The organism is Azospirillum sp. RU38E (assembly GCF_900188385.1).
Lineage (GTDB): Bacteria > Pseudomonadota > Alphaproteobacteria > Azospirillales > Azospirillaceae > Niveispirillum.
Genome location: NZ_FZOI01000002.1, coordinates 205,270 through 231,991, shown reverse-complemented (window position 1 = coordinate 231,991; position 26,722 = coordinate 205,270). Strand labels below are relative to the sequence as shown.

The 26,722-nt window shown below is 63.6% G+C and carries 18 protein-coding genes and 1 riboswitch; of the genes, 4 read left to right on the top strand and 14 right to left on the bottom strand.

What is annotated here, in order from left to right:
• The gene (locus tag CHB97_RS06255; RefSeq protein ID WP_089287103.1) at positions 1-1,569 is read left to right on the top strand and encodes an FAD-binding oxidoreductase; all 1,569 of its coding nucleotides are present in this window, start codon (positions 1-3) and stop codon (positions 1,567-1,569) included.
• On the opposite strand, the gene CHB97_RS06250 is transcribed toward CHB97_RS06255, so the two are convergent.
• From CHB97_RS06250 to CHB97_RS06225, 6 genes are all read right to left on the bottom strand, one after another.
• Positions 1,566-2,657, bottom strand: coding sequence for a tryptophan 7-halogenase (locus CHB97_RS06250; protein WP_244559428.1), 1,092 nt, complete (start codon positions 2,655-2,657; stop codon positions 1,566-1,568). The two genes, CHB97_RS06255 and CHB97_RS06250, sit on opposite strands and share 4 nt — an antisense overlap.
• Positions 2,658-2,662: 5 nt before the next feature.
• Positions 2,663-4,543: a LodA/GoxA family CTQ-dependent oxidase gene (locus tag CHB97_RS06245; RefSeq protein WP_089287101.1), complete on the bottom strand. Its 1,881-nt coding sequence runs from the start codon at positions 4,541-4,543 to the stop codon at positions 2,663-2,665.
• A gap of 115 nt (positions 4,544-4,658) precedes the next feature.
• A complete protein-coding gene (locus tag CHB97_RS06240) occupies positions 4,659-6,176 on the bottom strand; it encodes a radical SAM protein (protein WP_089287100.1) in 1,518 nt (505 codons plus the stop codon).
• A gap of 90 nt (positions 6,177-6,266) precedes the next feature.
• Positions 6,267-7,817, bottom strand: coding sequence for a malonyl-CoA synthase (locus tag CHB97_RS06235; RefSeq protein WP_089287099.1), 1,551 nt, complete (start codon positions 7,815-7,817; stop codon positions 6,267-6,269).
• Positions 7,818-7,819: 2 nt separating this feature from the next.
• Complete coding sequence (gene mmsB / locus CHB97_RS06230) at positions 7,820-8,707, bottom strand: 3-hydroxyisobutyrate dehydrogenase (protein WP_089287098.1); 888 nt, start codon at positions 8,705-8,707, stop codon at positions 7,820-7,822.
• Between the two features lie 192 nt (positions 8,708-8,899).
• Positions 8,900-9,979, bottom strand: a complete 1,080-nt coding sequence (locus CHB97_RS06225; protein ID WP_089287097.1) for an enoyl-CoA hydratase/isomerase family protein — start codon at positions 9,977-9,979, stop codon at positions 8,900-8,902.
• A 168-nt stretch (positions 9,980-10,147) separates the two neighbouring features.
• On the opposite strand from CHB97_RS06225, the gene CHB97_RS06220 reads away from it, so the two are divergent.
• Entirely contained in the window at positions 10,148-11,047 is a 900-nt protein-coding gene (locus CHB97_RS06220; RefSeq protein ID WP_089287096.1) for a LysR family transcriptional regulator, read from the top strand.
• 1 nt (position 11,048) lies between these two features.
• Here CHB97_RS06220 and atzF read toward each other — a convergent pair whose 3' ends face one another.
• The 7 genes from atzF to CHB97_RS06185 form a co-directional block, all read right to left on the bottom strand.
• Positions 11,049-12,824 (bottom strand): allophanate hydrolase, encoded by a 1,776-nt coding sequence (gene atzF / locus CHB97_RS06215; protein WP_089287095.1) that lies wholly within the window; start codon positions 12,822-12,824, stop codon positions 11,049-11,051.
• Positions 12,824-16,456 carry an urea carboxylase gene (uca, locus tag CHB97_RS06210; protein WP_089287094.1) on the bottom strand — a complete coding sequence of 1,211 codons (3,633 nt, stop codon included), beginning with the start codon at positions 16,454-16,456 and terminating at the stop codon, positions 12,824-12,826. The genes atzF and uca overlap by 1 nt, the downstream gene beginning before the upstream one ends.
• 193 nt (positions 16,457-16,649) lie before the next feature.
• Positions 16,650-17,297 (bottom strand): urea amidolyase associated protein UAAP2, encoded by a 648-nt coding sequence (locus CHB97_RS06205; RefSeq protein WP_089287093.1) that lies wholly within the window; start codon positions 17,295-17,297, stop codon positions 16,650-16,652.
• A gap of 17 nt (positions 17,298-17,314) precedes the next feature.
• Positions 17,315-18,130, bottom strand: a complete 816-nt coding sequence (locus CHB97_RS06200; protein ID WP_200819840.1) for an urea amidolyase associated protein UAAP1 — start codon at positions 18,128-18,130, stop codon at positions 17,315-17,317.
• An 11-nt stretch (positions 18,131-18,141) separates the two neighbouring features.
• Positions 18,142-18,975, bottom strand: a complete 834-nt coding sequence (locus CHB97_RS06195; protein WP_089287091.1) for an ABC transporter ATP-binding protein — start codon at positions 18,973-18,975, stop codon at positions 18,142-18,144.
• Entirely contained in the window at positions 18,972-19,793 is an 822-nt protein-coding gene (locus CHB97_RS06190; RefSeq protein WP_089287090.1) for an ABC transporter permease, read from the bottom strand. Before CHB97_RS06190 ends, CHB97_RS06195 begins: the two co-directional genes overlap by 4 nt.
• A gap of 200 nt (positions 19,794-19,993) precedes the next feature.
• Positions 19,994-21,082, bottom strand: a complete 1,089-nt coding sequence (locus CHB97_RS06185; RefSeq protein WP_200819839.1) for a putative urea ABC transporter substrate-binding protein — start codon at positions 21,080-21,082, stop codon at positions 19,994-19,996.
• A gap of 74 nt (positions 21,083-21,156) precedes the next feature.
• A riboswitch (guanidine-I (ykkC/yxkD leader) is annotated at positions 21,157-21,277 on the bottom strand.
• Between the two features lie 352 nt (positions 21,278-21,629).
• Here CHB97_RS06185 and CHB97_RS06180 point away from each other — a divergent pair.
• Positions 21,630-25,076 carry a LamG-like jellyroll fold domain-containing protein gene (locus CHB97_RS06180; protein WP_244559427.1) on the top strand — a complete coding sequence of 1,149 codons (3,447 nt, stop codon included), beginning with the start codon at positions 21,630-21,632 and terminating at the stop codon, positions 25,074-25,076.
• Positions 25,077-25,219: 143 nt separating this feature from the next.
• Here CHB97_RS06180 and CHB97_RS06175 read toward each other — a convergent pair whose 3' ends face one another.
• Complete coding sequence (locus CHB97_RS06175; protein WP_089287088.1) at positions 25,220-25,522, bottom strand: helix-turn-helix transcriptional regulator; 303 nt, start codon at positions 25,520-25,522, stop codon at positions 25,220-25,222.
• A gap of 105 nt (positions 25,523-25,627) precedes the next feature.
• Between CHB97_RS06175 and CHB97_RS06170 the strand changes: the two genes are divergently transcribed.
• Positions 25,628-26,719 (top strand): NADH:flavin oxidoreductase/NADH oxidase, encoded by a 1,092-nt coding sequence (locus CHB97_RS06170; protein ID WP_089287087.1) that lies wholly within the window; start codon positions 25,628-25,630, stop codon positions 26,717-26,719.
• The last annotated feature ends 3 nt before the right edge of the window (positions 26,720-26,722 follow it).

The window sequence follows — 26,722 nt, the reverse complement described above, 5'->3', positions numbered from 1 at the left end:
ATGCCGCTCGACACCACTCCCCTGCTGGCACAACTGGCCGGCATCGTCGGCGATGGCGGCCTGATCACCGGCGATGCCATGTCGCCGCTGGCCACCGATGTCTATCGCCGGCTGGAAATGCCGCTGGCCGTGGTGCGTCCGCAAAATGTGGAGGCCTTACAGGCCGTGGTGCGTGCCACCGCTGAGGCCGGCATTGCCCTGTCGGTGCGCGGGGGCGGTGCCTCCTACACCGATGGTTATGTGCCGCGGGATGCCGGTCAGGTGCTGGTCGATCTGAGCCGCCTGAACCGCATCATCACCATCAACGAAGAAGATGCCTTCGTCACGGTGGAAGCCGGTGTCACCTGGGCGGAATTGAAGGCAGCCCTGGATGCGCGCGGTTTGCGCACCCCGTTCTGGGGCCCCTTCTCCGGCCTGCTGGCCACCATCGGCGGGTCGGTGTCGCAGAATTCTATCAGCCATGGTTCCGGGGCCTATGGCATTTCGGCGGAATCGGTGCTGTCGGTGGATGTGGTGACGGCGGATGGCAATCTGCTGTCCACCGGTTCCGCCGCTGTCGGCAGCAGCCCGTTCTCCCGCCATTACGGGCCCGATTTGACCGGCCTGTTCACGGGGGATTGCGGGGCGCTGGGCATCAAGGCGCGGGTAACGCTGGCCCTGCAGCGCCAGCGCGCCGCCCATCGCCCCATTTCCTTCGCCTTCCCCGATTTCGATCATCTGCACGAGGCGATGCGCCTTGTGTCGTTCGACCGGCTGGATGAAAGCGGCTTCGCCCTGGATGGTGCCCTGTCGCAGGGGCAGATTGCCCGGCAGGACCGGGCCGGTGCGCAGTTTGGCATGGCCCTGTCCATCCTGCGCAGTTCACCGTCGCTGGCGTCGGGCATCGTGCAGTTGGGCAAGGCCGCCCTTTCCGCCCGGCGCGATCTGGGCAGCGCCCCCTATATGGTGCATTACATCGTCGAAGGGGTGGATGATGGGGAGGTGAAGGGCCGCCTGAACCGGATGCGCGAATTGCTGGGGCCGCTGGGCCGGGAAATTCCCGGTACGGTGCCGGCGGTGGTCCGCTCCATGCCGTTCGCCCCCTTCTACAACACGTTGGGTCCGGCGGGGGAACGCTGGGTGCCGGTGCATGGTGTGCTGCCACATTCCAACACCAAGCCGTTCGACAAGGCGCTGGCCGCCTTCCTGGCGGAACGGTCGGCTGAGATGAAGCGGCTGGGCGTCTGGACTGGCACCATGTTCTCCGTCCCCAATGCCAGCGGTTTTCTCTATGAAATCGCCATCTACTGGCCGGATGTCATCACCGATTATCACCGGCAGGTGGTGCCGGCCGATTATCTGGAAAAGCTGCCCAAATACCCGGAAAACCTGGAAGCACGGGCCTATGTGCACCAGCTGAAATACGATCTGGTCGCCCTTTATGGTCAGTTTGGCGCCATCCATTACCAGATCGGCAAGGCCTATCCCTATCTGGATCGGCTCTCTGGTCCAACCGCTGCATTGCTGCGCAGCCTGAAGGCACAGTTGGACCCGCAGGGGCGGATTTCGCCGGGCGTGCTGGGGCTTTAACGGGGCGCTGCTTTGGCGTGCCGTCGGGCCCAGAACGGACTGTTCGGCCAACGCCGTTCCAACCCGTACCAAGCGGACAGGTGGGTGCGATAGGCGGATCGGATGCTTTCCAACCGATCCAGATACAGGGCCATGGCACCGGCGGGGTCACCGGCAAGGGCGCGATCAGCGGCCTGACCGGTGACCAGCCCGGTATAAAGCGCGTTGAACAGCCCCTGGGATGAGAGCGGATCGAAACAGCCCGCGGCATCCCCACAGGCAAACCAACCCGGCCCCGCCGGCTGTGCCAGACTGGCACTATGCGCGGCCGTGAAGCCGCCGGCCAGATCATCCGGCACCCCCGCCGCTGGCAGCAGCGGGGCCATCAATCCGATATTTGCAGCCCGCGCCAACAGCCCGGCCCGGTCGCGCACCTCACGCGCTGCCGCCAGATCGGCATCGCTGTGAAAGGCCAGGATGCGGCGGCGACCGGGCAGCGGGGCGCTGTACCACCATCCCTGTTCCTCCGCTTCAATCAAGGTCATGCCGGGATGGCGGCCATTATCCGGCAGATGCGTCCAGGCACAGGCAAGCCCGTCTTCTGCGACGGGGCGCTGCCCCAGCGCGCGGGCAAGCGGGGCGGTGCGGCCGCCGGCATCCACCAGCAGGCGCGCCGTCACCGCCCCTGCCCCCGTCAGCTGCACCTGCCAACCGCCATCCACCGACACCACGCCCGCCAGCTCCGCCGGAGCCAGCAGTCGGGCCCCCCGCGACGTGGCTTCATCGCGCAACAGCGCATCGAAACGGGCGCGGTCCAGATGCCAGCCAGGGCCATAGGGATCGCGCAGGGCATCGCGTTCCACCAGCCGATCCCCACCCCAGCGGGATAATTGCCCGTGGCAGGGCGCATGGCCCTGCGTCTGAAAACCCGCCATCACCCCCAGATCGGTCAAAATCCGACCGGCAGCGGCGGGCAGGCCTTCGCCCACCCGCACCAGGGGCCCTTCCCGCCGATCCAGCAGCAGGACCGAGCGTTTGCCCGCCAGCGACAAGGCTGTGGCACAACCCGCCGGCCCGGCGCCGATGATCAGCACATCGATATCGGCCAAACGTTTCAGTCCCGCCGACGGTTACGGCTGCCCCGCACCTTGTCAATGTCGGACCAATCAATGCCTTCGGTTTCAGCCCCGGCCCGGGCCGCTCCCAGCAGCCCGGCCTTGGGTGCCGCCTCCCGATCCGCCACCTGCATGACCGGCGGCAGGGCGATACCATCTGTCGGGCCTGGCATGACATCGACCACCGCCACCAGATCGATATTGTTGGCCATGGCGTTGATCTGGGCGATGTAGGTGCCGGCCCCCAGCGTATCATCCCAATCCTGGCGGCTGGCAAAGGCGGACAGGCGCTCTTCCGGCGTCAGGCTGGCATCCATCACCTTGGCATAGGCGCTGGGCGTCAGCACCTGATTGGGCACGCGGGCCGGCCAGAAGGTGGGCAGATAGGGATCATATGTCTTGTCATAGCCCGACCGGCAGCTGGCCGTATCGGTCTGCCATGGCACAGCCATCCAGCGGGTGATGGAACCGGGCCGCTGCCCCCAAAGCGGCCCCTGCGGTGTCTCGCAGATTTCCGTGGTCATCACCGGGCCATAATCAGGCTCCGCACTGCCGGTCGGGGCATGGAGGAAGCGGAAGGCCCCCATATACATGTTGAGCGATCGGACCGGCCAAGTCATCTCGCACCCCGGATGGAAGGCATCGGCCAGACAGAATTCCAATGCGGCCCTGGTCAGGGCTTCGGGCTGTTCGGCGACAGGCAATTCTTCCAGGTCCGCCGGCTTACGGGCGTCCGGGTCATAATCGGCAATGAAATTCCCGGCGGCCCATTGTTGCAGGAAGGTCAGCTGGGTTGGCGTCAGTTCGGTGAACTGACGCGGGGTCTTGCCCTTCAATTCCCCCATCGCGTCGCCATAGATCCAGGGCCAGGGCACCGGGGACCAGCTGTCACGGTCGCTCTGCCGGAACTGGTTATAAAGCTGCCGGCGGTTTTCCGCATTCTCCGCCGACGGATCGGCGAGTTTCACCTTCCAGGCATCGCTGGTGAAATCAAAGGGCGAGCCCCAGCCGAAGCCCCGGTAGAAGCCTTCATTCACCCATTGCAGGTCGCTCAACCGTTCAAAGATCGGCAGGATGTCAGCGGTGAAGGAGGGTTGCTTCAGCTTGGGCAGGAAGCCTGATGTGATGGCGATCTGACGCATCAGATCCCACATGGTGCGCACGGATTTCTGCTGCGGCCCGTAATTGGGCGGGCATGTCACAATCCAGGCCGGTGCGACGGTCAGGGGCTGGCCATTCAGCTTCACGGTCGCCGTGACCGGCCCATCGGCCGTATCATCATGCCAACCATCATTATTGCCATAGGTCACGGCCGGGGCGCCATTATAGGAGGCGGATTTGCCATAACCGCCCAGCACCACCAGACGCCCCGCCCCATCGGTACGCAATTCACCCAGATAAACCGGCTTGCCAACAAAATGACCGCTGTCAAAGGCCACCGGCGCATGGTTTGTGCCGCTGATGCTGCGCGCGCCGGGATCAATCACCAGGGAGGCACGATCCTCCACCTGGGCATTACGGCGATAGGAGGGGGCGGCCAACGCCGCCTCCGGAATGTCCAGGGCGATCTGGAATTCGTACCAGGCGGCCTTCTGGTTGGCCAGATGGACGGTCCATTCAATCTCCACCCCATCGGCACCGGTCAATTCCTTGACAGCAACGCCCTGGGCGTTCAGGCCATAGACGCGGAAGCGCGCCGCTTCCCGCTTCAGCGCCCCGGTGCTGTCACGGTAAAAACCCGGCGGGTGGGGCGGCGGCTCAGGAATTTCCGGCCCATAATACCATTCCGTCGGGCTGTTGCCGACGCGAGCAATGCCAATCGGCGGATAAATCGCCGCGCTGACAATCGTGTCATCCTGGGCGGATAAATGGCTGCTCATGACCGCTTCCTCGCCTTATTCCTGCTCCCGTCCAGCGGGTATGCAAGGTTGTGCGAGACTGTTGGAAATTTCAACCATTAATAATGTTAAAAGTTATATGCCTGCGGTGCCAGGGTTACGCCGCCTTGGTGGTGACACCGCCCCGATCCACCTGATCCAGCATGTAGCGGATTTGGGCATAGCGGACGAGATAGGCCAGCAGATGGGGCTGTGCCGGCGGATATTCCTGGGCAATGGCAAGCAGGCGCAGCACCATGGCCTTTTCCGCCAAGCCGAAACGGGCGATGAATTTCAGCAGGGTACGCACATCATCTGCAATTGGCATCCGTTGCGGTTCCTGTTTAACTCCACCCTGGAATGCAATGAGAAAATTCATCATTCTTTTCTCAAATGCCAATGGGGCATAGGCTTGGTGAACCAGATCGCGCACCCCTTCCAGCAGGGCCTGTCGGCTCATATGCAGGGGCTGGATATTGGTGGTGAAGCTGCCGGCGCTCTGCCAATCGGCCCCCACCAGGCGCCCCTCCGCCTTCAGCCGATCATGCAGCGGCGTGCCGGGTGGGGCCACTAAGGCGCCGGTGCTGAACAGTGGCACCGGCGATGATTGCATGAAGTCATAAAGCGTGCCGAAAATATCCGGCCGGTCACCATCAAAGCCGACCACCATGCCACCCTGTATGGCAATACCCGCATTCACAATGGCTTGCAGGGCGATATTTGTGTCCTGATAGAGGTTCTGACGTTTACCGGCACCGCGCAAACTTTCCTCATTCACGGTTTCAATGCCGATGAAAACCGTATCCAGCCCGGCGCTGACGCAGGCTTTCATCAGGGTTGCGTCGCGGGCCAGATCCAGCGATGCTTGGGTCATGAAGCGCAATTGTTCATGCGGCGCTCGCCCCACCTGCCATTCACGCAGCACATCCAATATGGCGTGGGCGTGCTGGCGATAGACGGTGAAATTATCATCGGCCAGGAAGATGCTGCGATAGCCGTGGCGGTACAGACCGTCCAGTTCCGCCCGCACCTGGGCGGCATCCTTGTGCCGCTGCTTGCGGCCCAGATATTGGATCACGTCGCAGAAATCACACTGGAACGGGCATCCGCGGGAGGTTTGCAGCGTCCCCATCAAGGCCCCGTCATTGTGATACAAATCCCAGCGCGGCACGGGGGAGGAGCGCAGGTCGGGCTTGCCGCCCTGGTAATGCGGGCGGGGCGTGCCGGCAGCCAGATCTGCGAACAGGCCGGCGGCAATATCCTCAATCTCCCCGGTCACCAGCACATCGGCATGGGGGCGGATATCGTCGGTGGAGAGCGACGCATAGGAGCCGCCGATCATCACCGTCCGCCCTCGCGCCCGGAAAAGGGCGGCCAGTTCGATCATCCGGTTGCGCTGCGTCACCTTGCCGGTAATCGCTACGATATCGCACCAGCCGGCGGCCTCCTCAATATCCAACGGCTGGATCATCTCATCCACCAGCCGGATTTCCCAGTCCGACGGCACGAAGGCGGCAACCGTGGTGATGGCAAGGTCCGCCACCGGCGTGCGGGCGGCCAAGCCGGCAGCGGCAAACACCTCCCCGGAATGATAACCGGGGCTTTCCGTGGCCGGATTGATGATCAGGATACGCATATAGCCCGCCGATAAACGCTAATGTCGGCCAGCAAACCATATTGGCCGCGGCAGGGCACGTGGCGTGGGGTATGGCGGGCCGGGTGCAGACTATGCGGGGCCGGTGAAGCTGGCCTTGTGCTGTTCCCGCAGGGCCGCCTTCTGCACCTTGCCCATCTGGTTGCGGGGCAGTTCCTCCACAAACCAGATGCGCTTGGGCACCTTGAAATTGGCCAGGGCTTCCTTTGTCTGGGCGATCAGGCCGGCTTCCGTCACATCATCACGGCCCGGCTTTTTCTGTACGATGGCGGCCACCGCCTCCCCGAAATCCGGGTGCGGCAGGCCGATGACGGCGCTTTCCACCACGCCATCAAGCCCATCCAGGAACGTCTCCACCTCCTTGGGGTAGACGTTGAAGCCGCCGCAGATGATCAAATCCTTGGCGCGACCGACAATATGCACATAGCCGCGTTCATCCAGCTTGCCGACATCACCGGTGATGAAGAAACCATCGGCCCGCATATCCTCAGCCGTCTTCTCAGGTTTCTTCCAGTAACCTTTGAAAAGATTGGGGCCTTTGAATTCAATCTGGCCAATCGTGCCGGTGGGCACGGCCTGCCCCTGATCATCGGTAATGCGCAATTCCACCCCCGGCAGGGGGAAGCCTACCGTGCCTGGCACCCTGTCACCCACCAGCGGATTGGAGGTGATCATGCCGCCTTCCGTCATGCCATAACGTTCAAGGATGGCATGGCCGGTACGTTCGCTGAATTCCCGGTGCGTATCGGCCAGCAGCGGGGCGGACCCGCTGATGAACAGGCGCATCTGCGCCACCAGATCGCGGGTAAAGCCAGGTTGGGCCAGCAGGCGGGTATAGAAGGTGGGCACGCCCATCAGAACCGTGGCCTGCGGCAGCAATTCCACCAGCCGGTCAGCATCGAACTTGCCCAAAAACAGCATGGAACCGCCGTTCAACAAGGTGGTGTTGGTGGCAACGAACAGCCCATGTACATGGAAAATCGGCAAGGCGTGCAGCAGCACGTCACCTGTCTTGAACCCCCAAAACTGATGCAAGGTCAGGGCGTTGCTGGCCAGATTGCCATGGCTGGTCATCGCCCCCTTTGACCGCCCGGTGGTGCCAGACGTGTAGAGGATCGCCGCCAGATCATCCGCCGCCATCGGTACGGTATCGAAATGATGGCTGAGATTCAGGGCCATGTCCGGCAGGCTGCCATCGGCGGCAATGCCCAGGGTGGCCAATGCTGGCACATGATAGCGGGCGGCCAGTTCCCGCATCCCGGCCTCATCCTCCGGTCGGCAGACGAACAAAGCCGGTTCGGCATCTTCCAGAAAATAGGCGATTTCTGCCTTCTGATAGGCGCTGTTCAGCGGCAGATAGATGGCACCCAGTCGCAGGGTGGCGAGGTAAAGGAACAGGTTTTCGGCACTTTTTTCCACCTGCACCGCCACCCGGTCCCCCCGCTTCACCCCCAGTTGCACCATGGCATGGGCGAAGCGGGCAGAGATGGAGACCAGATCGGCGTATGTGTACCAGACGCCCTGGCGCGGCCCGTCCATCAGGGTGATGAAACGGGCCTGCATATCGGCGGGAAAGCGGCTTTCAATCAGGTGATAGAGGTTGCCGCTTTTCACGCCGTCCATGGTCATTTCCCCTGCAGCATTTTCACGATGGCGGAGAAATCGAGCCCGCCATGGCCCGCCGCCGAAAATAGCTGATACAGCGCCGCCGCCTGCGCGCCAAGGGGGGTTGATGCGCCGGCACTGGCAGCCGCCTGCTGCGCCAGCTTCAAATCCTTCAACATCATATCGACCGCGAAACCAGGCTGGTAATCCCGGTTGGCGGGCGAGGTCGGCACCGGCCCCGGCACCGGGCAGTAAGAGGTCAGCGACCAGCATTGGCCCGACGATTTGCTGGAAATATCGAACAGCTTCTGTCGATCCAGGCCCAGCTTGTCGGCCAGGGCAAACGCCTCCGACACGGCGATCATGGAAATGCCCAGCACCATGTTATTGCAGATTTTCGCCGCCTGCCCGGTGCCTGGGCCGCCGGCATGAACGATGGTCTTGCCCATCAGTTCCAGATAGGGCTTGGCCTTGTCAAAGGCCGCATCCGACCCGCCGACCATGAAGGTCAGCGTCCCCGCCGCCGCCCCGCCGGTGCCGCCGGAAACCGGGGCATCCAGCATCAGGTGCCCCGCCTTTTCCGCCTGGGACGCCACAGCACGGGCGCTGTCCACATCCACGGTGGAACTGTCGATGAACAGGGTGCCGGGTTTGGCGCTATCGATCACCCCGCCGGCATTGCCATAGACGGCCCGCACATGCGGGCCGGCGGGCAGCATGGTGACAACCACATCGGCCTGGGATGCAGCCTCACCCGCCACCGGCCCGGTTTCAATCCCCGCTTCTGCGGCGGCGGCCAGATTGGCTGGGGCGAGATCGACACCGATCACCCGATGCCCGCCCTTCAACAGGTTATTGGCCATCGGCAGGCCCATATTGCCAAGCCCGATGAAAGCAATCGTCGCCATGGTCTTCCTCCCGATCAGGTTATTATGTGAGGGGTGGGGCTGTCTGATTCAATTTGAACCATCCTATCCCGTCACCCCGGCGCAGGTCGGGGTCCAGAACACAGGCCCCTTGCTTTACGAAACTGGACCCCGACCTGCGCCGGGGTGACGGTTGTAAGAGCTATTTTTGTTACACCTACACTGCACCAACACTCAGCCCGGAAAAGTCAGGTCGCCATCCGCTGGCGGGGCGAAATGGCGGGCGATGAAGGCGGGGTCCACCGCATCCAGGCTCGCCGGCTGCCATTTCGGGTTGCGGTCCTTGTCCACCAGCACGGACCGGATGCCTTCATAAAAATCATGGCCATCCATCACCGCCTGGGTCATGCGGAATTCCAGCCGCATACAATCATCAAATTCCAGCTCGGCCCCCCGCCGCAACTGCTCGAATGTCACTTTCAGGCTGGTGGGGGACATGGTTTTCAAGCTGGCCAGTGTCTTGGCCGCCCAGTCGCTGCCCTCATTCTCCAGCCTGGCGAAAATACCCTCGATGCTGTCGGTATCAAAGCAGCGGTCAATGGCGTCGCGGTGGGCCGGCAGGGTGGGTTCGTCCGGCGTGGCGGCATGGTGGCCCAACACCGCCTCCACCGCCGAATTGGCATCGGGCGCACTGGACAAGGCCGTTTCCAGGTCGCGCTCCAGATCGTCCAGGGCCTCACTGCGGCTATGGTGCGTGGCGATGCCGGCATAGGCCAGATCCCCCGCCGTCACCCGCGCGCCCGTCAGCCCCAGATAGAGCCCCAACCGCCCCGGCAGCCGGGGTAGGAACCACGTCCCGCCAACATCCGGGAACAGGCCGATGCCGGTTTCCGGCATGGCCAGCAGCGTCTTTTCTGTCGTCACCCGGTGGCTGCCATGGACAGACAGCCCGACCCCGCCGCCCATGGTGATGCCATCAATCAAGGCGACATAGGGCTTGGGGAAATGCTTGATCTGGCGGTTCAGCCGGTATTCCCCGGCGAAAAAGGCCGCCGTCAGCGCCCCCGCCCCTTCCCCACGCTTGCGCTGCAGCCCGGCATCCCAGATGGCGCGCACATCACCCCCGGCACAGAAGGCGCGGTCGCCCGCCCCCCGGATCACCACCGCCTTGATGGCGGGATCGGCAGCCCAGGCGGCAAGGGCCGGGGCAATCACCTCCACCATCGGCAGGGTCAGCGCGTTCAGCGCCTTGGGCCGGTTCAGCAGAATATGCCCCAGCGGGCCGCGCGTGGTGCAGATGGCATCAAGGGTCAAGGCCGTTCCTCCCGGTTTGGATCACACTTGTGAAGTGGGTGGGCTTATTCCACCACGGCAAGGGGGATCATGGTCTTCTGCCACAACCAACCCCTACCATTGCGGTGATGCGCACATCCATGCGAAGTTTACCCCATCCGTTGTGCGATTTTCCACGCAGGTACGTTGATGGCCGGGCAATTTGATTGGGATGATCTGCAAAGTTTCCTGGCCGTGGCCCGCAGCGGGCGGCTAACCCTTGCCGCCCGGCGCATGGGGGTGGATCACACCACCCTGGGACGGCGGCTGCAATCGCTGGAACGCGCGTTGGGGGCCAACCTGTTTGAACGCCATGCCACCGGCTACAGCCTGACCGCCCAGGGTGAAAGCCTGCTGGCCAGCGCGGAGGCGATGGAGGGGCTGGCCATGACCATCATGGAGGATCTGGCCGGCAGTTCCGGCAGCCTGTCAGGGGCGGTGCGCATCGGCACGCCGGATGGTTTCGGCAGCTTCTTTCTGGCCCCCCGCATCGGCCAACTGGCCGCCCGCCATCCAGACCTGGAGGTGCAGTTGGTGGCCATGCCGCGCCTGTTCAGCCTGTCCAAGCGAGAAGCGGATATCGCCATCTCCCTTGCCCAGCCGGATGCCGGACGGCTGCATGGTCGCAAGCTAACGGATTATGAATTGGGGCTCTATGCTGCCCGTTCCTATGTGGCGACCAGCCCACCCATTGCATCCGTGGCCGACCTGCCCGGCCACCGGTTCATATCGTACATTGACGATCTGCTCTATACGCCGGAGCTGGATTACCTGCCGCAGATTTCCCGCGATATCCGCCCGCAGTTGAAAAGCGCCAGTTTGGTCGCCCAGTTCCGTGCGGTGGAAGCCGGGGCCGGCATTGCCGTGCTGCCCTGCTTCCTGGTGAATGACCATGCCGATCTGGTGCGGTTGCTACCCGCCGAGGTCAGTTTGATCCGCAGTTTCTGGCTGCTGATCCATTCTGACCTGCGCCACCTATCCCGTATCAGGGTGACAGCGGAATTCATCGCAGAGGAGGTAAGGCGGAACAGCCGGCTGTTCCGCCCCTAACTCAGGCGATGGAGGCCCGATAGGCACGCCAGCCACCATGATGCGTGATCTCCGTTGCACCCTCCAAGGCATAGGATTCACACAAGAAACTGGTCACTTGCCGCCCATCGGCCAGCGTCACCTTGCCCACCCCCAGCGGGGCCGGGATGCGGGCGATGAAGGCACCCAAGGCGGCGGGTGGCAGCAACCATTCTTCAGCCAGAATCCCCGGTCCGGCAAAACCGGGATCGCGCACCAGCCCCGGCTTGGGCGGTACGGTGCCGGCCAGCGCGTAAAGCCGGTAATCGGGCGCCGTGCGCACCAATCCCGCCAGCCGGCCGCCCACGCTGGTCAATTCATGGTTCAACGGCATCCCGGACAGATGCGCCCCCACCGCCAGGATGGGCAGCGCATCGGGGGCCGGCACCGGGGCAAGCGCCGGCCCTGGCAGGTCGGCTCGTGCTGCCCGGTGCAGCCGGTCGCCCAGCACAGCCAGATCGGCATCGGCAAAGGCGGGGGCCACCAGGGTGACGCCGAAGGGCAACCCCGCCGGGGTGAAGCCCGCCGGCACCGCCACGGCGCTGCAATCCAGCAGGTTCACGAAATTGGTGTAGCGGCCAAGGTTGCTGTTCAGCCCCACCGGGTCAGCCAGCATATCCGCGACCTTGTAGATGGTGGGGGCTGTGGGCAGCAGCAGAACATCAAGATCACGCCACAAGCCATTGATATATTGACTATAGGTAGATAACGCATAGTGGCCGCGATAGGCCTCTACCGCTGTTTTACCCTTTGCTCCCTCGATGATGGCGCTGACTGTCGGGTTCATATCGGCGGCGTGGCCGGCAATGAAAGCTTCCACCGCGGCCAGCCGTTCGGCCACCCAAGGGCCGCCATAAAGCAGGTGAGCACATTCGTGTAAAGGCTTGTAATCAAATGGTACTGGCGTGCCACCCAATGTCACCAGCCGGTCAATGGCGGCATCGTACAGGGCAGCGGCAGCGTCATCACCGTAAAACTCCCGTTCCGCCCCCGACAGCACCCCAAAACGGAATTTCTCCAGCTTCAGGGAATGGAACCCCGCCGGTCTGGAATAGGGGTCGGCCCCGTCGAAACCCTCCGCCGCCCGTCGTACCAGATCGCCATCGGCGGCAGAATGCGCCAGCACGGTGACGCAATCCTGCGAGCGTACCGCCGGCACCATGCCCTGGGTGGACAGCAAGCCCTTGGTCGGCTTGATCCCCACCAGATCGTTGAAGGCGGCGGGCACCCGGCCCGAACCCGCCGTATCGGTGCCCAGCGCAAAGGCCACCTGCCCCCGCGCCACGGCCACCGCAGAACCGGAGCTGGACCCGCCAGAGATATACTCCATGTCGAACACGCAGCGCGGCGCGCCATAGGGGCTGCGCGTGCCGTTCAGCCCGGTGGCGAACTGGTCCAGGTTGGTCTTGCCCACCAGCAGCGCGCCTGCCGCCCGCAGTTTGGCCACCACGGTACTATCAGCCACCGGCTGATAGGCGAAGGCGGGACAGGCGGCAGTGGTGGCAAGGCCCTTGGCGTCAATATTATCCTTGGCAGCAAAGGGAATGCCCCAGAGCGGCTGATCCGCTTTATACTCCCCTGCCGTCAGTTCCGCCGCCGCCGCGCGCAGTTCCGCTGCCGGCACCAGGCTGATCCAGATGGCGGGGTCGGGGTTGGCCGCCAGCCGGGCCAGTATTTCCTCCACCACCAGGGTCGGGGTGATCGCACCGCTGCGGTACAGTTCCGTCAGCCCATGGATGGTCAGTTTTTCCGGCAACATCAGGCAATCTCCTCCAGAATGGCGACGGTCTGGCCGGCATTGACGGTGCGGCCCGGCTTGGCGGTGATTTCCCGCACCCGGCCAGCACTGGCGGCTTTCACGTCCATCTCCATCTTCATGCTTTCCAGGATCAGGATGGTGTCACCGGCGGCCACAAGCTGGCCCGGCTCCACCAATATTTTCCAGACATTGCCGGTCACACCGGTTTCCACGCCGATGCAGCCTTCGGGCAGGGCCATTTCATCCCCCGCTGGGCCGCCATCATCGCTGACGAAACTGTCCAGCCCCTTAGCCTTCCAGTCTTCCCGCTCTGCCTCAAACGCCGCCTGCTGGGTGCGTTTGAAGGCATCGATACTGTCGCCATTGTCGGCCAGGAAGCGCAGATGATCGGCGTAGCTGAATTCGGTTTCCTCGATCTTGATCGGGTAACGGCCATGGGGGAAGGCCTCGCGCGCGTCGGCCAGTTCCGCCTCCGACACCGGATGGAACTTGATCTGATCGAAGAAACGCAGCAGCCAGGGCTTATCTTGCTGGAACACGGGCGTGGAGCGCCAGCTATTCCAGACCTGGATGGTGCGCCCGAACAGCTGGTACCCGCCCGGCCCTTCCATGCCATAGATGCACATATAGGCCCCGCCGATCCCCACGGCATTTTCCGGCGTCCAGGTGCGGGCGGGGTTATATTTGGTGGTCACCAGCCGGTGGCGCGGGTCCAGCGGGGTGGCCACCGGGGCCCCCAGATAGACATCGCCCAGCCCATAGACCATGTAATGCGCATCGAACACGATACGCTTTACATCATCTTGGCATTCCAAGCCGTTGATACGACGGATAAATTCGATATTGTCCGGGCACCAGGGGGCATCTGCCCGCACCAGTTCCTGATATTTGGTCATGGCCAGCCGCACCTGGGCATCGTTCCATGACAAGGGCAGATGCACGATGCGGCTGGGAATGCGGGCATTGGCAATATCGCCGAGCCCGCCCTCAATCTCCGCCAGCACGCCCAGCAGGGTGGCGGTTTTCAGCTGGTGGCTGTCATAATGTACCTGCAAGGACCGGATGCCCGGCGTCAGGTCGATGATGCCGGCCAGGTTGCGTGCCCGCAATTCCGTGACTAGCAGATGCACCCGCAGCCGGATGCCCAAATCCAGCGCCATCGGGCCATATTCGACCAGCAGATAATCATCCCCCGCCCGGCGATAGGTGACGGGGATATCGCCATCGATACGGGACAGGATGGGGGATGGCAGGGTGGCGTGGGTGATACGCTTTGCTGCTTCATTTCCGTCACCCCGGCGCAGGCCGGGGTCCAGGTTCGTAGAGCAAAGCGCTTGTGGCCCCTGGACCCCGGCCTTCGCCGGGGTGACGGTAGAGGCAGCGTCAGTGTAGGTGCTGGTGTATGTCACCGGCACAAACCGCACCTTATCCCCTGGCCGCAACTGGCCGACCTTCCACAACTCGTCCCGTGCCACCACCACGGGGCAGACGAAGCCGCCCAGGCTGGGGCCATCGGGGCCCAGGATGATGGGCATGTCGCCGGTGAAATCCACCGCCCCGATGGCATAGGCATTGTCGTGGATGTTGGACGGGTGCAGCCCCGCCTCCCCGCCATCGGCCCGCGCCCAGGCCGGGCGGGGGCCGATCAGCCGCACGCCGGTGCGGGCGGAATTGAAATGCACCTCGTATGATGCGGCAAACAGGTCGGCAATATCGCTTTCCTGGAAGAAATCCGGCGCACCATGTGGCCCGTAATGCACGCCCAGCACCCATTCATGGGTCAGGGTTGGAGCGGCAAATGGTTCGGCCTGCCCCACCGGCCCACCGGCCAGCGCCAGCGTGTCGCCCGCCTTCAGGCAGCCGGTGGCATGGCCACCGAAACGACCCAGCGCGAAGGTGGATTTCGATCCCAGATATTCCGGCGCATCAAAACCACCGGCCACCGCAAGATATGTGCGCTGCCCCGGCCCCTGGATGCGGCCCAGCGCCAGGGTTTGCCCTGCCGCCACGTCAAAACCCACGCCATGCGGCACAGCCACGCCGTCCAGCGTGGCCACCATCGCTGCCCCGGCCAGCGCCACCTTTGTGGCCTGGTTGAAGCGCAAGCTTGGCCCCGTCAGCGTGCATTCCAGCGCCGCCGTCCCCTCCGGATTGCCCAACAGCCGGTTGGCCAGCCGGAACGATAGATCATCCATCGGCCCCGATGGCGGCACGCCAATATCCCAATAGCCCAACCGCCCCGGCCAATCCTGGATGGATGTCTGGGCACCAGGGCTCAACACCTCCACCGTTGCCGGGGTAAAGGGGAAATCCTTCAGCACAGAGGTAGCCACCTTGCCTTGCCGGAAAATATCCGACCCGATGATGGCGCGCAGGTACGACAGGTTGGTTTCAATCCCCGCCACACGGGAGGCAGCCAGTGCCGCCGACAATTGATCAATCGCCGCATCGCGGCTGTCAGCATGGACAATCAGCTTGGCCAGCATAGGGTCGTAATTGGCCGTCACCTCGGTGCCTGTATTCACCCAGCCATCCACGCGGATGTTGTCGGGGAAACGCACCTCCGTCAGCAGGCCGGTGGAGGGACGGAAATCAGCGGCGGCATTTTCCGCATAAAGCCGAACCTCGATGGCGGCCCCTTGCGGGATCAGGCTTTCCGGGGCCGGCAGGGTGAAATCTCCCGCCGCTTGGCGGATCATCCATTCCACCAGATCAACGCCGAACACAGCTTCCGTCACCGGATGTTCGACCTGCAGGCGGGTGTTCACCTCCAGGAAATAGACCTGTTCACGCGCCACGTCATAAATGAACTCCACGGTGCCGGCGGAGGCGTATTGCACGCTCTGTCCCAGCGCCACGGCGGCATCACGCAACTGCGCGCGCACCGCATCGGGCAGGCCGGGGGCGGGTGTTTCCTCCACCACCTTTTGATTGCGGCGTTGCAGGGAGCAATCGCGTTCCCCCAGCGCCACCACGCCGCCCTTGCCGTCGCCGAAAATCTGCACCTCGACATGGCGGGCCTCTGCCACGAAGCGTTCCAGATAGACGCGGGCATCGCCGAAGCTGCTGGTCGCCATACGCTGTACGGCGGCGAATTTGGCGGCCAGTTCATCGGCGCTATGGCAAAGCTGCATCCCGATGCCGCCGCCGCCCGCCGTGCTTTTCAGCATGACGGGGAAACCGATGCGCGCTGCCTCCGCCTGGGCCTGTTCAATATCGGCCAGAATGTCGCTGCCGGGCAGCAGCGGCACCCCGGCCGCACGGGCCAAGGCGCGCGCGGTATGTTTCAGGCCGAAATCGCGTAAATGTTCGACACGCGGGCCGATGAAGGCAATGCCGGCCGCGTTCAGCCGTTCGACGAACCCGGCATTTTCCGACAGGAAGCCATAGCCGGGGTGAACCGCCTGTGCACCCGTGGCCTGACAGGCGGCGATGACGGCATCGATATCCAGATAGGACTGCTTGGCGGGCGGCGGGCCGATACGCACCGCCTCATCTGCTGACAGCACCGGTTGGGTAAAGCGGTCGGCATCGGAATAGACGGCGACCGAGGCAATGCCCATGCGCCGCAGGGTCTTTATCACCCGCGCGCAGATCTCACCCCGATTGGCGATCAGAACCTTGGTGAACATGGGGGGGATTCCTTTGGGGGATGGGGGGAGGGATGGCGTTGGGTCATTCCCATGCCGTCTTGGGGCTGCCGTCCGCGCTCTCTCACCCGTCACCCCGGCGAAGGCCGGGGTCCAGAGGCCACGAGCGCATTGCTCTACGAACCTGGATCCCGGCCTTCGCCGGGATGACGGGTAATGGAAAGGCCGGCTCCCCTCACCCCTCCCAAACCAAAATCTCAATCGGCGTCGGGTCAAACGCGTTGCAGGGGTTGTTCACCTGCGGGCAGTTGGAAATGACGCACAGCAAATCCATCCGCGCCACCAACTCCACATAGGCCCCCGGTGCCGACACGCCATCGGCAATGGCCAAGCCACCTTCGGTATCGAACGGCACATTCATGAAGAAATTGATGTTGGGCACAATGTCCCGCTTGGTCATGCCATGGCGTGACACGGCGATCAGGAAGTTTTCCCGACAGGCATGCATGTAACGGGTGTGCTGGCCAAAGCGCACCGTATTGCTTTCACAGGAACAAGCCCCGGCGGATGTATCATGCTGGCCGCAGGTATCGGCCACCAACTCGGCCATCACCTGACCGCGATTGGAATAAAGCACCGATCCCGGCCCGATATAGGGCGTACCCTGGGCCAGCACCGTATCCTGGGCGCTGTAACGTTCGGTATGGTCGGCGGTGCTGTAGAACAAGGTGTCCACCGCCTGACAGCCCTCGCTGTCAACAATGCGGATCACCTGGCCCTTTTTCACAAAGCCGGACCAGGGATATGTCGCCGGCACGGTTTCGCGGAAAATGGCCGTGGCCGGGTCGCGGGGGGAAAGAACGGGCGTAAAGCTGCTGGTCATGATGGTGCCTCCCCCTTTCAGGCCGACAGATAGCGGTCGGTATTGTCAAACCCGCGCACGGCCTCTGCCGTGGCGGTACGGCACAGATCATCGGCGGCCGGTGCCGCCCCCTGGTGGATCACCAGATCAACCGGCAGCGGTTCAACCGCCAGGGCCAGCGGATGGGGGGTGTTGGAGACAGCGATGATCAAATCCATCTCCGCCCGCAGATCGACGAAATCGCCCGGCACCACGCCAGCGCTATCCCAGGCAAAACCGCCATCGGCCTGCACCGACACCGGGGCAAAGAAACCGATGCAGGGCGGGATATCGGCCAGCCCCAGCCCATGCTTACCGGCCGCCAGAATGAAATTGTCGCGCGCATTGCGCACCCCGCTATCGGGGCCATAAAGCCGGGCGACGCTGGCCGGGGTGGAGCCACCAATCACCGTGTCATGCCGAGCGCTGGTATCCTCCACAATGGACAGCAGCACGCGGCCCATGTCGGAGAACAGAACGCGGCCTTTGCGCAGGGCGGCGGTCCATTGAATCTTGATCGTGTCGGCATGGTTGAACCGTTCCGACGGGTCTGCCTTGTTCCAGGCCAGCAGGCTGACGCCCGGCGTGCCCTGGCTGTTCAGGATGCGCAGCACCTGCCCCCGGCGGATCACCCCGGTCCAGTACCAGCCGCCCGGCACCTGTTCGCGCAACAGCACGGCAGCATCGGCGATGGGGGCGGCATCACGCGCCGTGGGCGGGGGCAGCACCAGGGGGGCCGCCCCCTGGGCTGCCTGTTTCAGTTCCAGATAACGCGCCCGGTTGGCGGCGATCTGTGCTTGGGTCTGGCGTGGCATCTCCACACTCCTCACGCAGCGTCGGCCGGGTCGTCCCGGTCAGATTGCCCAGGGTCAAGCGCCGGGTCGTCCCGGCTGGGCAGATGGGCGGGGTCGCGCCCGAAATCGGGCTGTCCGGCCACCCGTTTGGGCCAGACATCAATATCGTTGGTGATGCACGCGCCATAGCGCAGCCGTTCCTCCGGCAGGGTCCGCGTGCGGTCAAAGGCGATGACGCGGGTGGCCAGATGGAAGGCTTCCGACAGATCATGCGTCACCATCACCACGCTCATCGGGTGCTGGTGCCATAATTGGCGCATCAGCTTATGCACATCGGCGCGGATGCCGGGGTCCAGCGCGCCGAACGGTTCATCCAGCAACAGCACCTTGGGCCGGGCGATCAGCGCCTGGGCCAGGGCCAGACGTTGCTGCATCCCACCGGAAAGCTGGGCCGGATATTTATCCAGCGCGTGCGACAGGCCCACCGCGTCCAGCAGTGCCGCCGCATCATCGCGGGCCTGTCGGTGGGAAGACCCGAACAGCCGGCCCAGCAGCCGGCTGCCGCGCAGTTCCGCCCCCAGCATCACATTGCCCAGCACCGTCAGGTGCGGGAACACGGAATAGCGCTGAAACACCACCCCGCGATCGGGCCCCGGCTCCGGCGACAGGGGCACACCATCAATGGTGATCTCGCCACGCGTCGGCAGTTCCTCGGACAGCAACATGCGCAGGAAGGTGGTTTTGCCACAGCCGGACGGGCCGACCAGGGCCACGAAGGAACGCGGGGCGATTTCCAGATTGATGCGTTCCAGCACCACCTGTTCCCCATATTCCTTCCAGACATTCTTGACGCTGATCGCGGTCATTGGCCGGTCCTCGCACGATCAAACCACGGGAAAGCGCGGGACTGGGCGGCCCGCAGGCCCCAATCCATCAGGAAGCAGAGCAGCGTGATCCAGGCGACATAGGGCAGGATGACATCCATCGCCAGATAGCGGCGGACCAGGAAGATGCGGTAGCCAAGGCCGCTTTCACTGGCAATCGCCTCCGCCGAAATCAGGAACAGCCAGGCGGGGCCGAGATTGAGGCGGATGCTGTCCATCAAGCGCGGCAGGATTTGCGGCAGCACCACGCGAATGGCAATTGTCCAGCTATTGGCCCCCAGCGTCTGCGCCTTGATCAGTTGCTGGCGCGGCAGATCGTCGATCTTCAGCATCAGGTCGCGGATCAGACCGGGCATCACGCCGATGACGATAAGGGTGATCTTCGATGCCTCGCCCAGACCGACCACAATGAACAGAATGGGCAGCACGGCCAGCGGCGGCACCATCGACACGACGGTGACAAAGGGCGACAGTGCCGCGCGGGCCAGCGGCAGCAGGCCCGCCAGCATCCCCACCAGCAAACCGCCCGCCGCCGCGATGGCGATGCCCGCCACCAGCCTTGTCAGGCTGGCGCCGGTATCCACCCAGAGCAGGATATCGCCGGTACGCTTGTCGGGTTCCAGCGCCATGCGGTCAATGGCGTCGGCAAAAGCGGTCAGCCCCGGCAACAGCTTGTCCGCCGGGTTTTCCGCCAACCGGACGGCGGAACCGGCGGCATAGGCGATCAGCAGCGCCAGAAAGGGCAGCACCGCCAGGATCAGCCATAAGGACCGGTCCGGCCGGCGATTGATCAATCGCATGGGGGTGGTTCCTTGGGGGGAAGTTGGGGGCGGCGGAAGCTTGCGCATTTTTGCTGTCATCCCGGCGAAAGCCGGGACCCAGGGGCCAAGCGCCCGACCTCTCCACAGCGTTGATCGATACTGTATTGACGGTTGATTTTGTGACCCTGGGTCCCGGCTTTCGCCGGGATGACGGGCAGAGGGCAGAAACCTCCCCCCCCTTACAGCTTCCCTTCCGCCGCAGCGGCCATGAAGCTGTCCGTGAAGCGGAACTTCACGTTCTTGGCGTCGCCATAGATGCTGCCATCGGGAAAGGCGATGCCCACGGCTTCCGCCGACGGCGCGCCATTGCCCAGCAGGCCGTGATCGAACAGGAAGCCCGCCACCTTCTTCATCGTCGCCTTCGGCTCCGGCCCGCGCACAAAGGCCAGCGCCTCGTCGGACTTGAAGAACATGCGGGTATTGGCCAACTGCGCCTCGTACCCGGCCAGATCGCTGCCCGATGCCTTGCCCATGGCAGTACGGGCGGCCGTACCTGCCGCATCCTTGGCGGACATCAGCGCCATGGTTTCATACCAGATACCAGCCAGCGCCTTGCCGAAATCGGGGTTGTCCTTCAGCACCGCGCTGTTGGCGACGGCCAGATCAATGATCTCCCCCGGAATCTGGCTGCTGTCGAACACCTTCTTGGCGTCCGGGGATTTCAGGATTTCCGCCACCAGCGGGTTCCAGGTGACAACCGCCGTCACGTCCGGCGTGGACCAGGCGGCCACCAGATCGGCGTCAGAGGTGGAAACCACCTTGATATCCTTGGCCTCTGTCATCTTCACACTTTCCAGCGCGCGGGCCAGCAGATAGTGGGAGACGGAGAATTCCACCAGATTGACCTTCTGGCCCTTGATATCGGCCAGCTTGTCCTTGCCCTTCAGGATCACGGCATCATTGCCGTTGGAGAAATCGCCGACGATCACGGCGGTGCTGTCCACGCCACCGGCAGCGGGGATGGACAAAGCATCCATATTGGTGACGGTCACCGCGTCAAAGGCACCAGCGGTGTACTGGTTGACGCTTTCAACATAATCGTTGAACTGCACCACATCGATCTTGATGCCGTACTTGTCGGCCCATTTCTTCACGATGCCCTGTTCGGCCGCGTACTGCCACGGCATCCAGCCCACATAGATGGACCAGGCGAGCTTGAATTCCTTCTTCGGCGCGGCCATGGCCGGCAGGGTGAAACTGCCCGCCAACATGGTGGCGGCAACAAAACCGGCGGTGATCTTTGCAAGGAAGCGGCGCGTCGTCATCATCCAACCCCTTCTGGTTCCAAACCATCTCTGGGGGGTTGGCGAGACCGAACGGAGGTTATAGCCAACCCTCCTCGATCTCCCGGGCTTTTGTCCCGCCGTGTACCCGACCGGGCCTGTCATCCAGGCGGGATCGGGCGGCAGCTCTCGGACCAGACATCTCCTGCATCAGGGACCGGAACCCTAGCCACCATTCGGGGCTTACTTCGCAAGGGCCGTGCCAAGGCGAAAACGGCGCTTTCCCGTACAGCACACCCCGCAACGCCGCGGATTTCAGCAGTGACCGGAGGCAAATGCTTATTCTATGGGCATGGCGGGGTGAGCCAACCGCACAAGCCATTTCAGAAAGACGTTTTATTTATTGACCCGGTGATGGTTCCTGTCACAAAATTTCCCGATAAAGAGGGGGCAAGGCAGTTGTCCCACCATCATGAAGGACAGCCGGCAAGGCTGTCGCCTCCGGGAAGGAACGTCGATGAGTAAGGTTGCCAGCCGGCTTTTCCGCGCTTCTCTTTTTGCCTCATTGACAGCGCTTACCGCTGTTTCGGCCATGGCGCAGTCCCATCAGGGGCTGGGCGGGACCGGCGCCTTCGGTCCTGGCAGCTTCGGTCCGTTCGATGCAGAATTTCCCCGTGGTGGCGATGGGTTGACGAAACCGGTACTGGAGGAAAAGCCGACCTTGGGGCCGGCGATTCCCGCCGGTTCCCCCTGGACTCTACAGGGCTGGGTGCAGATTGACAGCGCTGACAGCGGTGTAGCCCTGGTGGGCGGCCTGCCTGCCGCCGACGGGCGGGCACCAGGCCGGTTCCTGGCCCTGGAGAATGGCAAACCGGCCCTGCTGCTGGATGGCAAGCTGATCAGCGGCGGCAAAGCATTGAAGGCCGGGCAATGGGTGGCCCTGGCCGCCAGCTTCGCCGATGGCACCGCGCGACTTTATGTCGATGGGGTGGAGGTGGCGAAAACAACAGCCACCTCTGCGGCGGCCCTGCCCCTGTTATCGCTGGCGCCGCGTCGTTCAAAAATGGTGCCCTTCATCGGGTCGACGAATCCACCTTTCGCCGGCCGGGTGGCCGGCTTCACCAGCCTGCCGCGTGCCCTGGCGGCGGCGGATATCAAGGCAGTTGCCGCCAGGGCACCCACCAATGCGCTGACCAACTTCGAATCCGGTGCCCCCGTCTGGCCGGTGCAGGTGCGTCAGCAATATGGCCAATTGCGCCCGCAAGACCCGTGGACGCGGCCCCGGCAGCAGGTGGATTTCAGCAAGCCTGTCGCCAAGCCCTTGGTGGAAACCCCTGCCCTGCGCCCGGATGGCGCGGGGGAATGGGTGCTGGGTTCCTGGCGGCTGGCGGAAGCGCCGAAGGTGGCCGCCCCGGGTGCCGCCCTGTCGCAGCCCGGTTTTGACGCCCGCAACTGGATTGTCGCCACCGTGCCCGGCACGGTGCTGACCACGCTGGTGGATCGCGGGGTCTATCCCGATCCGGATTATGGGCTGAACAATCTCGCCATCCCGGAAAGCCTGAACAAACAGGATTACTGGTACCGCACGGAATTTGAAGTGCCGGCCGATCAGGCCGGCAAACATCTGCAAATCCTGCTGAAGGGCGTGAATTACAAGGCCGAGGTTTGGCTGAACGGGGCCAAGCTGGGCGAGATGAAGGGCGCCTTCATCCGCGGCCGCTTCGATGTCACCGGGCTGGCCAAGCCGGGGCAGAAGAATGCCCTGGCGATCAAGGTGTCACCGCCCAGCCATCCCGGCATCCCGCATGAGGAATCGCTGACCTCCGGCGTGGGGGAAAATGGCGGGATGCAGGCCCTGGACGGGCCGACCTTTGTGGCGTCGGAAGGCTGGGATTGGATCCCCTCGGTCCGTGATCGCAATACCGGCCTGTGGCAGGATGTGAAGCTGATCGCCACGGGCGATGTGCGCATCGGCGACACACAGGTGGTCACCGCCCTGCCCGATGCGGACAATTCCCGCGCCCTGATTGATATCTATGTGCCGGTGGAAAACCTTTCCGCCCAGCCCGTGCAGGCCACAGTGACGGCCAGCTTCGACGGGATCAGCGTCACCAAGCAGGCAACCTTGCCGCCCGGCGCCGGCAGCATCAGCCTGACGCCGGCGGAATTCCCGCAACTGTTGGTGAAAAACCCCAGGCTCTGGTGGCCCAACGGCTATGGGGAACCGGCGTTGCATGATCTGAAACTGACAGTCGCCGCCAATGGGGCGACGTCGGACAGCCAGGATGTGCGTTTCGGCATTCGACAGGTGACCTATGAACTGTCCTTGATGGACCAGAAGGGCGACCTGCGCCGGGTTGAGGTCAACCTGACCAAGGCCAAGGCGCGGGGCGAACGGCTGGTCGACAGCAGTCATGAGGGCATCCGCAAAGTGCCCGATGGCTGGGCCATGTCGCTGCGGCCGGGGGCGGAAAACTCGCCTGCCGTAAAGCCGGTGGAGGCGGCGGAACTGTCGCCGCATCTGGTGATCAAGGTCAATGGCGTGCGCATTGCCGCCAAGGGCGGCAATTGGGGCACGGAGGATTGGCGCAAGCGCATCGACAAGAAGCGGCTGGAACCCTATTTCCGGCTGCACCGTGATGCCCATGTCAATGTCATCCGCAATTGGGTCGGCCAGAATACGGAGGAGGAATTCTTCGAACTGGCCGATGAGTATGGGCTGATGGTGCTGAATGATTTCTGGGCCTCCACCCAGGATTATCAGTTGGAGCCGCAGGATGTGCCGCTCTTCATGGCGAATGCGGCCGATACGGTACGCCGCTACCGCAACCATCCGTCCATCGTGCTCTGGTTCGGGCGCAATGAGGGTGTGCCCCAACCGGTGCTGAACGAGGCGTTGGACGATATGCTGCAGGCCGAGGATGGCACGCGGCACTATATGGGCTCATCGAACCGGATCAATCTGGCCGGCTCCGGCCCCTATAATTACCGCGAGCCGGAAAGCTATTTCACCGACCACGCGCAAGGCTTCTCGGTGGAGGTCGGCACCCCCTCCTTCCCCACGGCGGAGGCGTTCAAGGCGGCTGTGCCGGCCAGCGAGCAATGGCCGATCAGCGACAATTGGGCCTATCATGACTGGCATCAGAGCGGTAATGGCGATGTGAAAAGCTTCATGGACGCCATTGCAACCAAGTTCGGCCCGGCCAGCAGCCTGGACGACTTTGACCGCAAGGCGCAGATGCTGAATTACGAAGGCTATCGCGCCATCTTTGAAGGCATGAATGCCCATCTGTGGCAGAAGAATTCCGGCCGGATGCTGTGGATGACCCAGCCGGCCTGGCCCAGCACCATGTGGCAGATTTTAAGCCATGATTACGATACCCATGGCGCCTTCTATGGAATGCAGAAGGCGGCGGAACCGGTGCATGTGCAGATGAACCTGCCCGACCATGGCATCAGCGTTATCAATAATAGCCGCCAAGCCCGGGCGGGGTTGTCTGTCACGGCCAAGGTCTGGACCCTGGCCAACCAGCCACTGGCGGAAAAGCGTCAGGCGCTGGATGCTGCGGCGGGCAGTGTTTCCCACCCGTTCGGGCTGGACCTGGCCCCGCACCTGGAGGCCCAGGGGCTGGTGCTGGTGACCCTGGAACTGGCGGACAAGACCGGTGCCGTGCTGTCGCGTAACTTCTATTGGGTGGCCAAGGATGCGGCGGCGAACCAGAAGCTGAACAGCCTGCCCGCCGCCGCCGTCTCCATCACTGGCAGCGGTCAGAAACAGGGAGGCGAGGTGAAGCTGCGCCTGCGGCTGACCAACAGCACTTCCGTCCCCGCCATCCTGACGAAGCTGACGCCGTTGAACCCGGATGGCAGCCGTATCCTGCCCGCCTATATCAGCGAGAATTATGTCTCCCTGCTGGCGGGTGAAAGCCGGGATGTGGAGGTGACCTATCCCGCCGAAGCCGCCAAAGGGACACCGTCCATCGCCCTGCGCGGCTGGAATCTGCAGCCGACCAGCGTGACGGTGACCATCACCCCCTGATCCACGCCTTTCGGGGTCTGCGCCCGCCGGTTCCGGTGCTGTGCCGCAACTGACCCCAAAGCCCGCCATGGTGATCGCCGCAGCACTCCCCTGTGGCAATCGCACTCATGGCGGGCTTTCTGTTTTTCAGCCCCCCGCCAATCTCACCCGATGGCGGCGAGCACGGCATTCAGCAGGCCCGGAAAGCGGCGCTCCAGCTCCTCCCGCCGCAGGGAGTTCATATGCGTCACCCCAGCGGGCTTGGTATAGACCAGCCCTGCCTCCCGCAATACGCGGAAATGGTGCGACATGCTGGATTTCGGCCGCCCACCATCCAACGCGGCGCAGCTTGCCTCCTGCTCCCGCGCCAGATGGCGAATGATCTCCAGACGGACCGGATCGCTGAGCGCGTGGAAGAAGTCCTCCGGCCGGACATCCTCGATGGCGGGGTGCTTGTAGCTTCGCATGATGCAGGCATCCTAGCACCGAAAAGGCGCTATTGCCATTGTTCGAATAATATCGTACAAACGAACCATCGAAGGACGTGAGCGTCCCCATTGGAGATTGTCGATATGCCCACCTTGTTTGATCCGTTCAGCCTGAAGGATGTCACCCTGCGCAACCGCATCGCGGCGTCGCCGATGTGCCAATATAGCGCGACCGATGGGGTCGCCAATGACTGGCACGCCGTGCATCTGGCCACGCTGGCGCGCGGTGGTGCCGGGCTGGTGGTGGTGGAGGCAACGGGCGTGTCGGCGGATGGCCGCATTTCCCCCGGCTGCCTGGGCCTGTGGAATGATGATCAGGCGGCGGCCCTGGAACCGATCGTCGCCGCGATTGTGAAGGCCGGGGCGGTGCCCGGCATCCAGATCGGCCATGCCGGACGCAAGGCCAGCGCCAACAGGCCTTGGGAAGGCGATGACCATATCCCCGTCGATGATCCGCGCGGCTGGGAAACCATCTCGCCCTCCGCCATCGCCTTTGGCAGGGGCCTGCCGCGCGTACCACGGGAAATGACCAAGGCCGATATCGAGCGGGTGAAGGGTGATTTCGTGGCGGCCACCATCCGCGCCCGCGATGCCGGTTTCAAATGGCTGATGCTGCATTTCGCCCATGGCTATCTGGCGCAGAGCTTCTTCTCCGTCCATGCCAACCAGCGCACGGATGAATATGGCGGCAGTGCCGAAAATCGCGGCCGCTTCCTGTTGGAAACCCTGGCCGCCGTGCGCAAAGTCTGGCCGGAGAACCTGCCCCTGACAGCCCGGTTCGGCGTCATCGAATTTGACGGACGCGATGAGGAGACATTGGCCGAGGCCATCGGGCTGGTGAAGGGCTTCAAGCGGGAGGGGCTGGATTTCCTGGATGTCTCCATGGGCTTTTCCACGCCCGATGCGCAGGTGCCGTGGGGCCCCGCCCTGCTGGCGGAAACGGCCCGCCGCGTGTTGCAGGAAACCGGGCTGCCCGGTTCCAGCACCTGGAATATCGGCCCGGCGGAACAGGCCGACCGGCTGATCCGCGAAGGCTATATCGACGTCGCCATGATCGGCCGCCCGCTGCTGGCCAACCCGCATTGGCCCTATGAGGCGGCAAAGCAGCTGGGCGTGGAAAGGCCCGCCTGGACCCTGCCCGCCCCCTATGCCCACTGGCTGGAGCGTTACCGATAACGA

What these genes read in the sequence shown, in the direction of transcription:
- uca (WP_089287094.1), bottom strand. Translation starts at nt 16,456, where the DNA reads ATGTTCACCAAGGTTCTGATCGCCAATCGGGGTGAGATCTGCGCGCGG.
- CHB97_RS06190 (WP_089287090.1), bottom strand. Translation starts at nt 19,793, where the DNA reads ATGCGATTGATCAATCGCCGGCCGGACCGGTCCTTATGGCTGATCCTG.
- CHB97_RS06180 (WP_244559427.1), top strand. Translation starts at nt 21,630, where the DNA reads ATGGCGCAGTCCCATCAGGGGCTGGGCGGGACCGGCGCCTTCGGTCCT.
- CHB97_RS06185 (WP_200819839.1), bottom strand. Translation starts at nt 21,082, where the DNA reads ATGATGACGACGCGCCGCTTCCTTGCAAAGATCACCGCCGGTTTTGTT.
- CHB97_RS06240 (WP_089287100.1), bottom strand. Translation starts at nt 6,176, where the DNA reads ATGCGTATCCTGATCATCAATCCGGCCACGGAAAGCCCCGGTTATCAT.
- CHB97_RS06245 (WP_089287101.1), bottom strand. Translation starts at nt 4,543, where the DNA reads ATGAGCAGCCATTTATCCGCCCAGGATGACACGATTGTCAGCGCGGCG.
- CHB97_RS06175 (WP_089287088.1), bottom strand. Translation starts at nt 25,522, where the DNA reads ATGCGAAGCTACAAGCACCCCGCCATCGAGGATGTCCGGCCGGAGGAC.
- CHB97_RS06235 (WP_089287099.1), bottom strand. Translation starts at nt 7,817, where the DNA reads ATGGACGGCGTGAAAAGCGGCAACCTCTATCACCTGATTGAAAGCCGC.
- CHB97_RS06205 (WP_089287093.1), bottom strand. Translation starts at nt 17,297, where the DNA reads ATGACCAGCAGCTTTACGCCCGTTCTTTCCCCCCGCGACCCGGCCACG.
- CHB97_RS06170 (WP_089287087.1), top strand. Translation starts at nt 25,628, where the DNA reads ATGCCCACCTTGTTTGATCCGTTCAGCCTGAAGGATGTCACCCTGCGC.
- mmsB (WP_089287098.1), bottom strand. Translation starts at nt 8,707, where the DNA reads ATGGCGACGATTGCTTTCATCGGGCTTGGCAATATGGGCCTGCCGATG.
- CHB97_RS06220 (WP_089287096.1), top strand. Translation starts at nt 10,148, where the DNA reads ATGGCCGGGCAATTTGATTGGGATGATCTGCAAAGTTTCCTGGCCGTG.
- CHB97_RS06200 (WP_200819840.1), bottom strand. Translation starts at nt 18,130, where the DNA reads ATGCCACGCCAGACCCAAGCACAGATCGCCGCCAACCGGGCGCGTTAT.
- CHB97_RS06255 (WP_089287103.1), top strand. Translation starts at nt 1, where the DNA reads ATGCCGCTCGACACCACTCCCCTGCTGGCACAACTGGCCGGCATCGTC.
- CHB97_RS06195 (WP_089287091.1), bottom strand. Translation starts at nt 18,975, where the DNA reads ATGACCGCGATCAGCGTCAAGAATGTCTGGAAGGAATATGGGGAACAG.
- atzF (WP_089287095.1), bottom strand. Translation starts at nt 12,824, where the DNA reads ATGTTGCCGGAAAAACTGACCATCCATGGGCTGACGGAACTGTACCGC.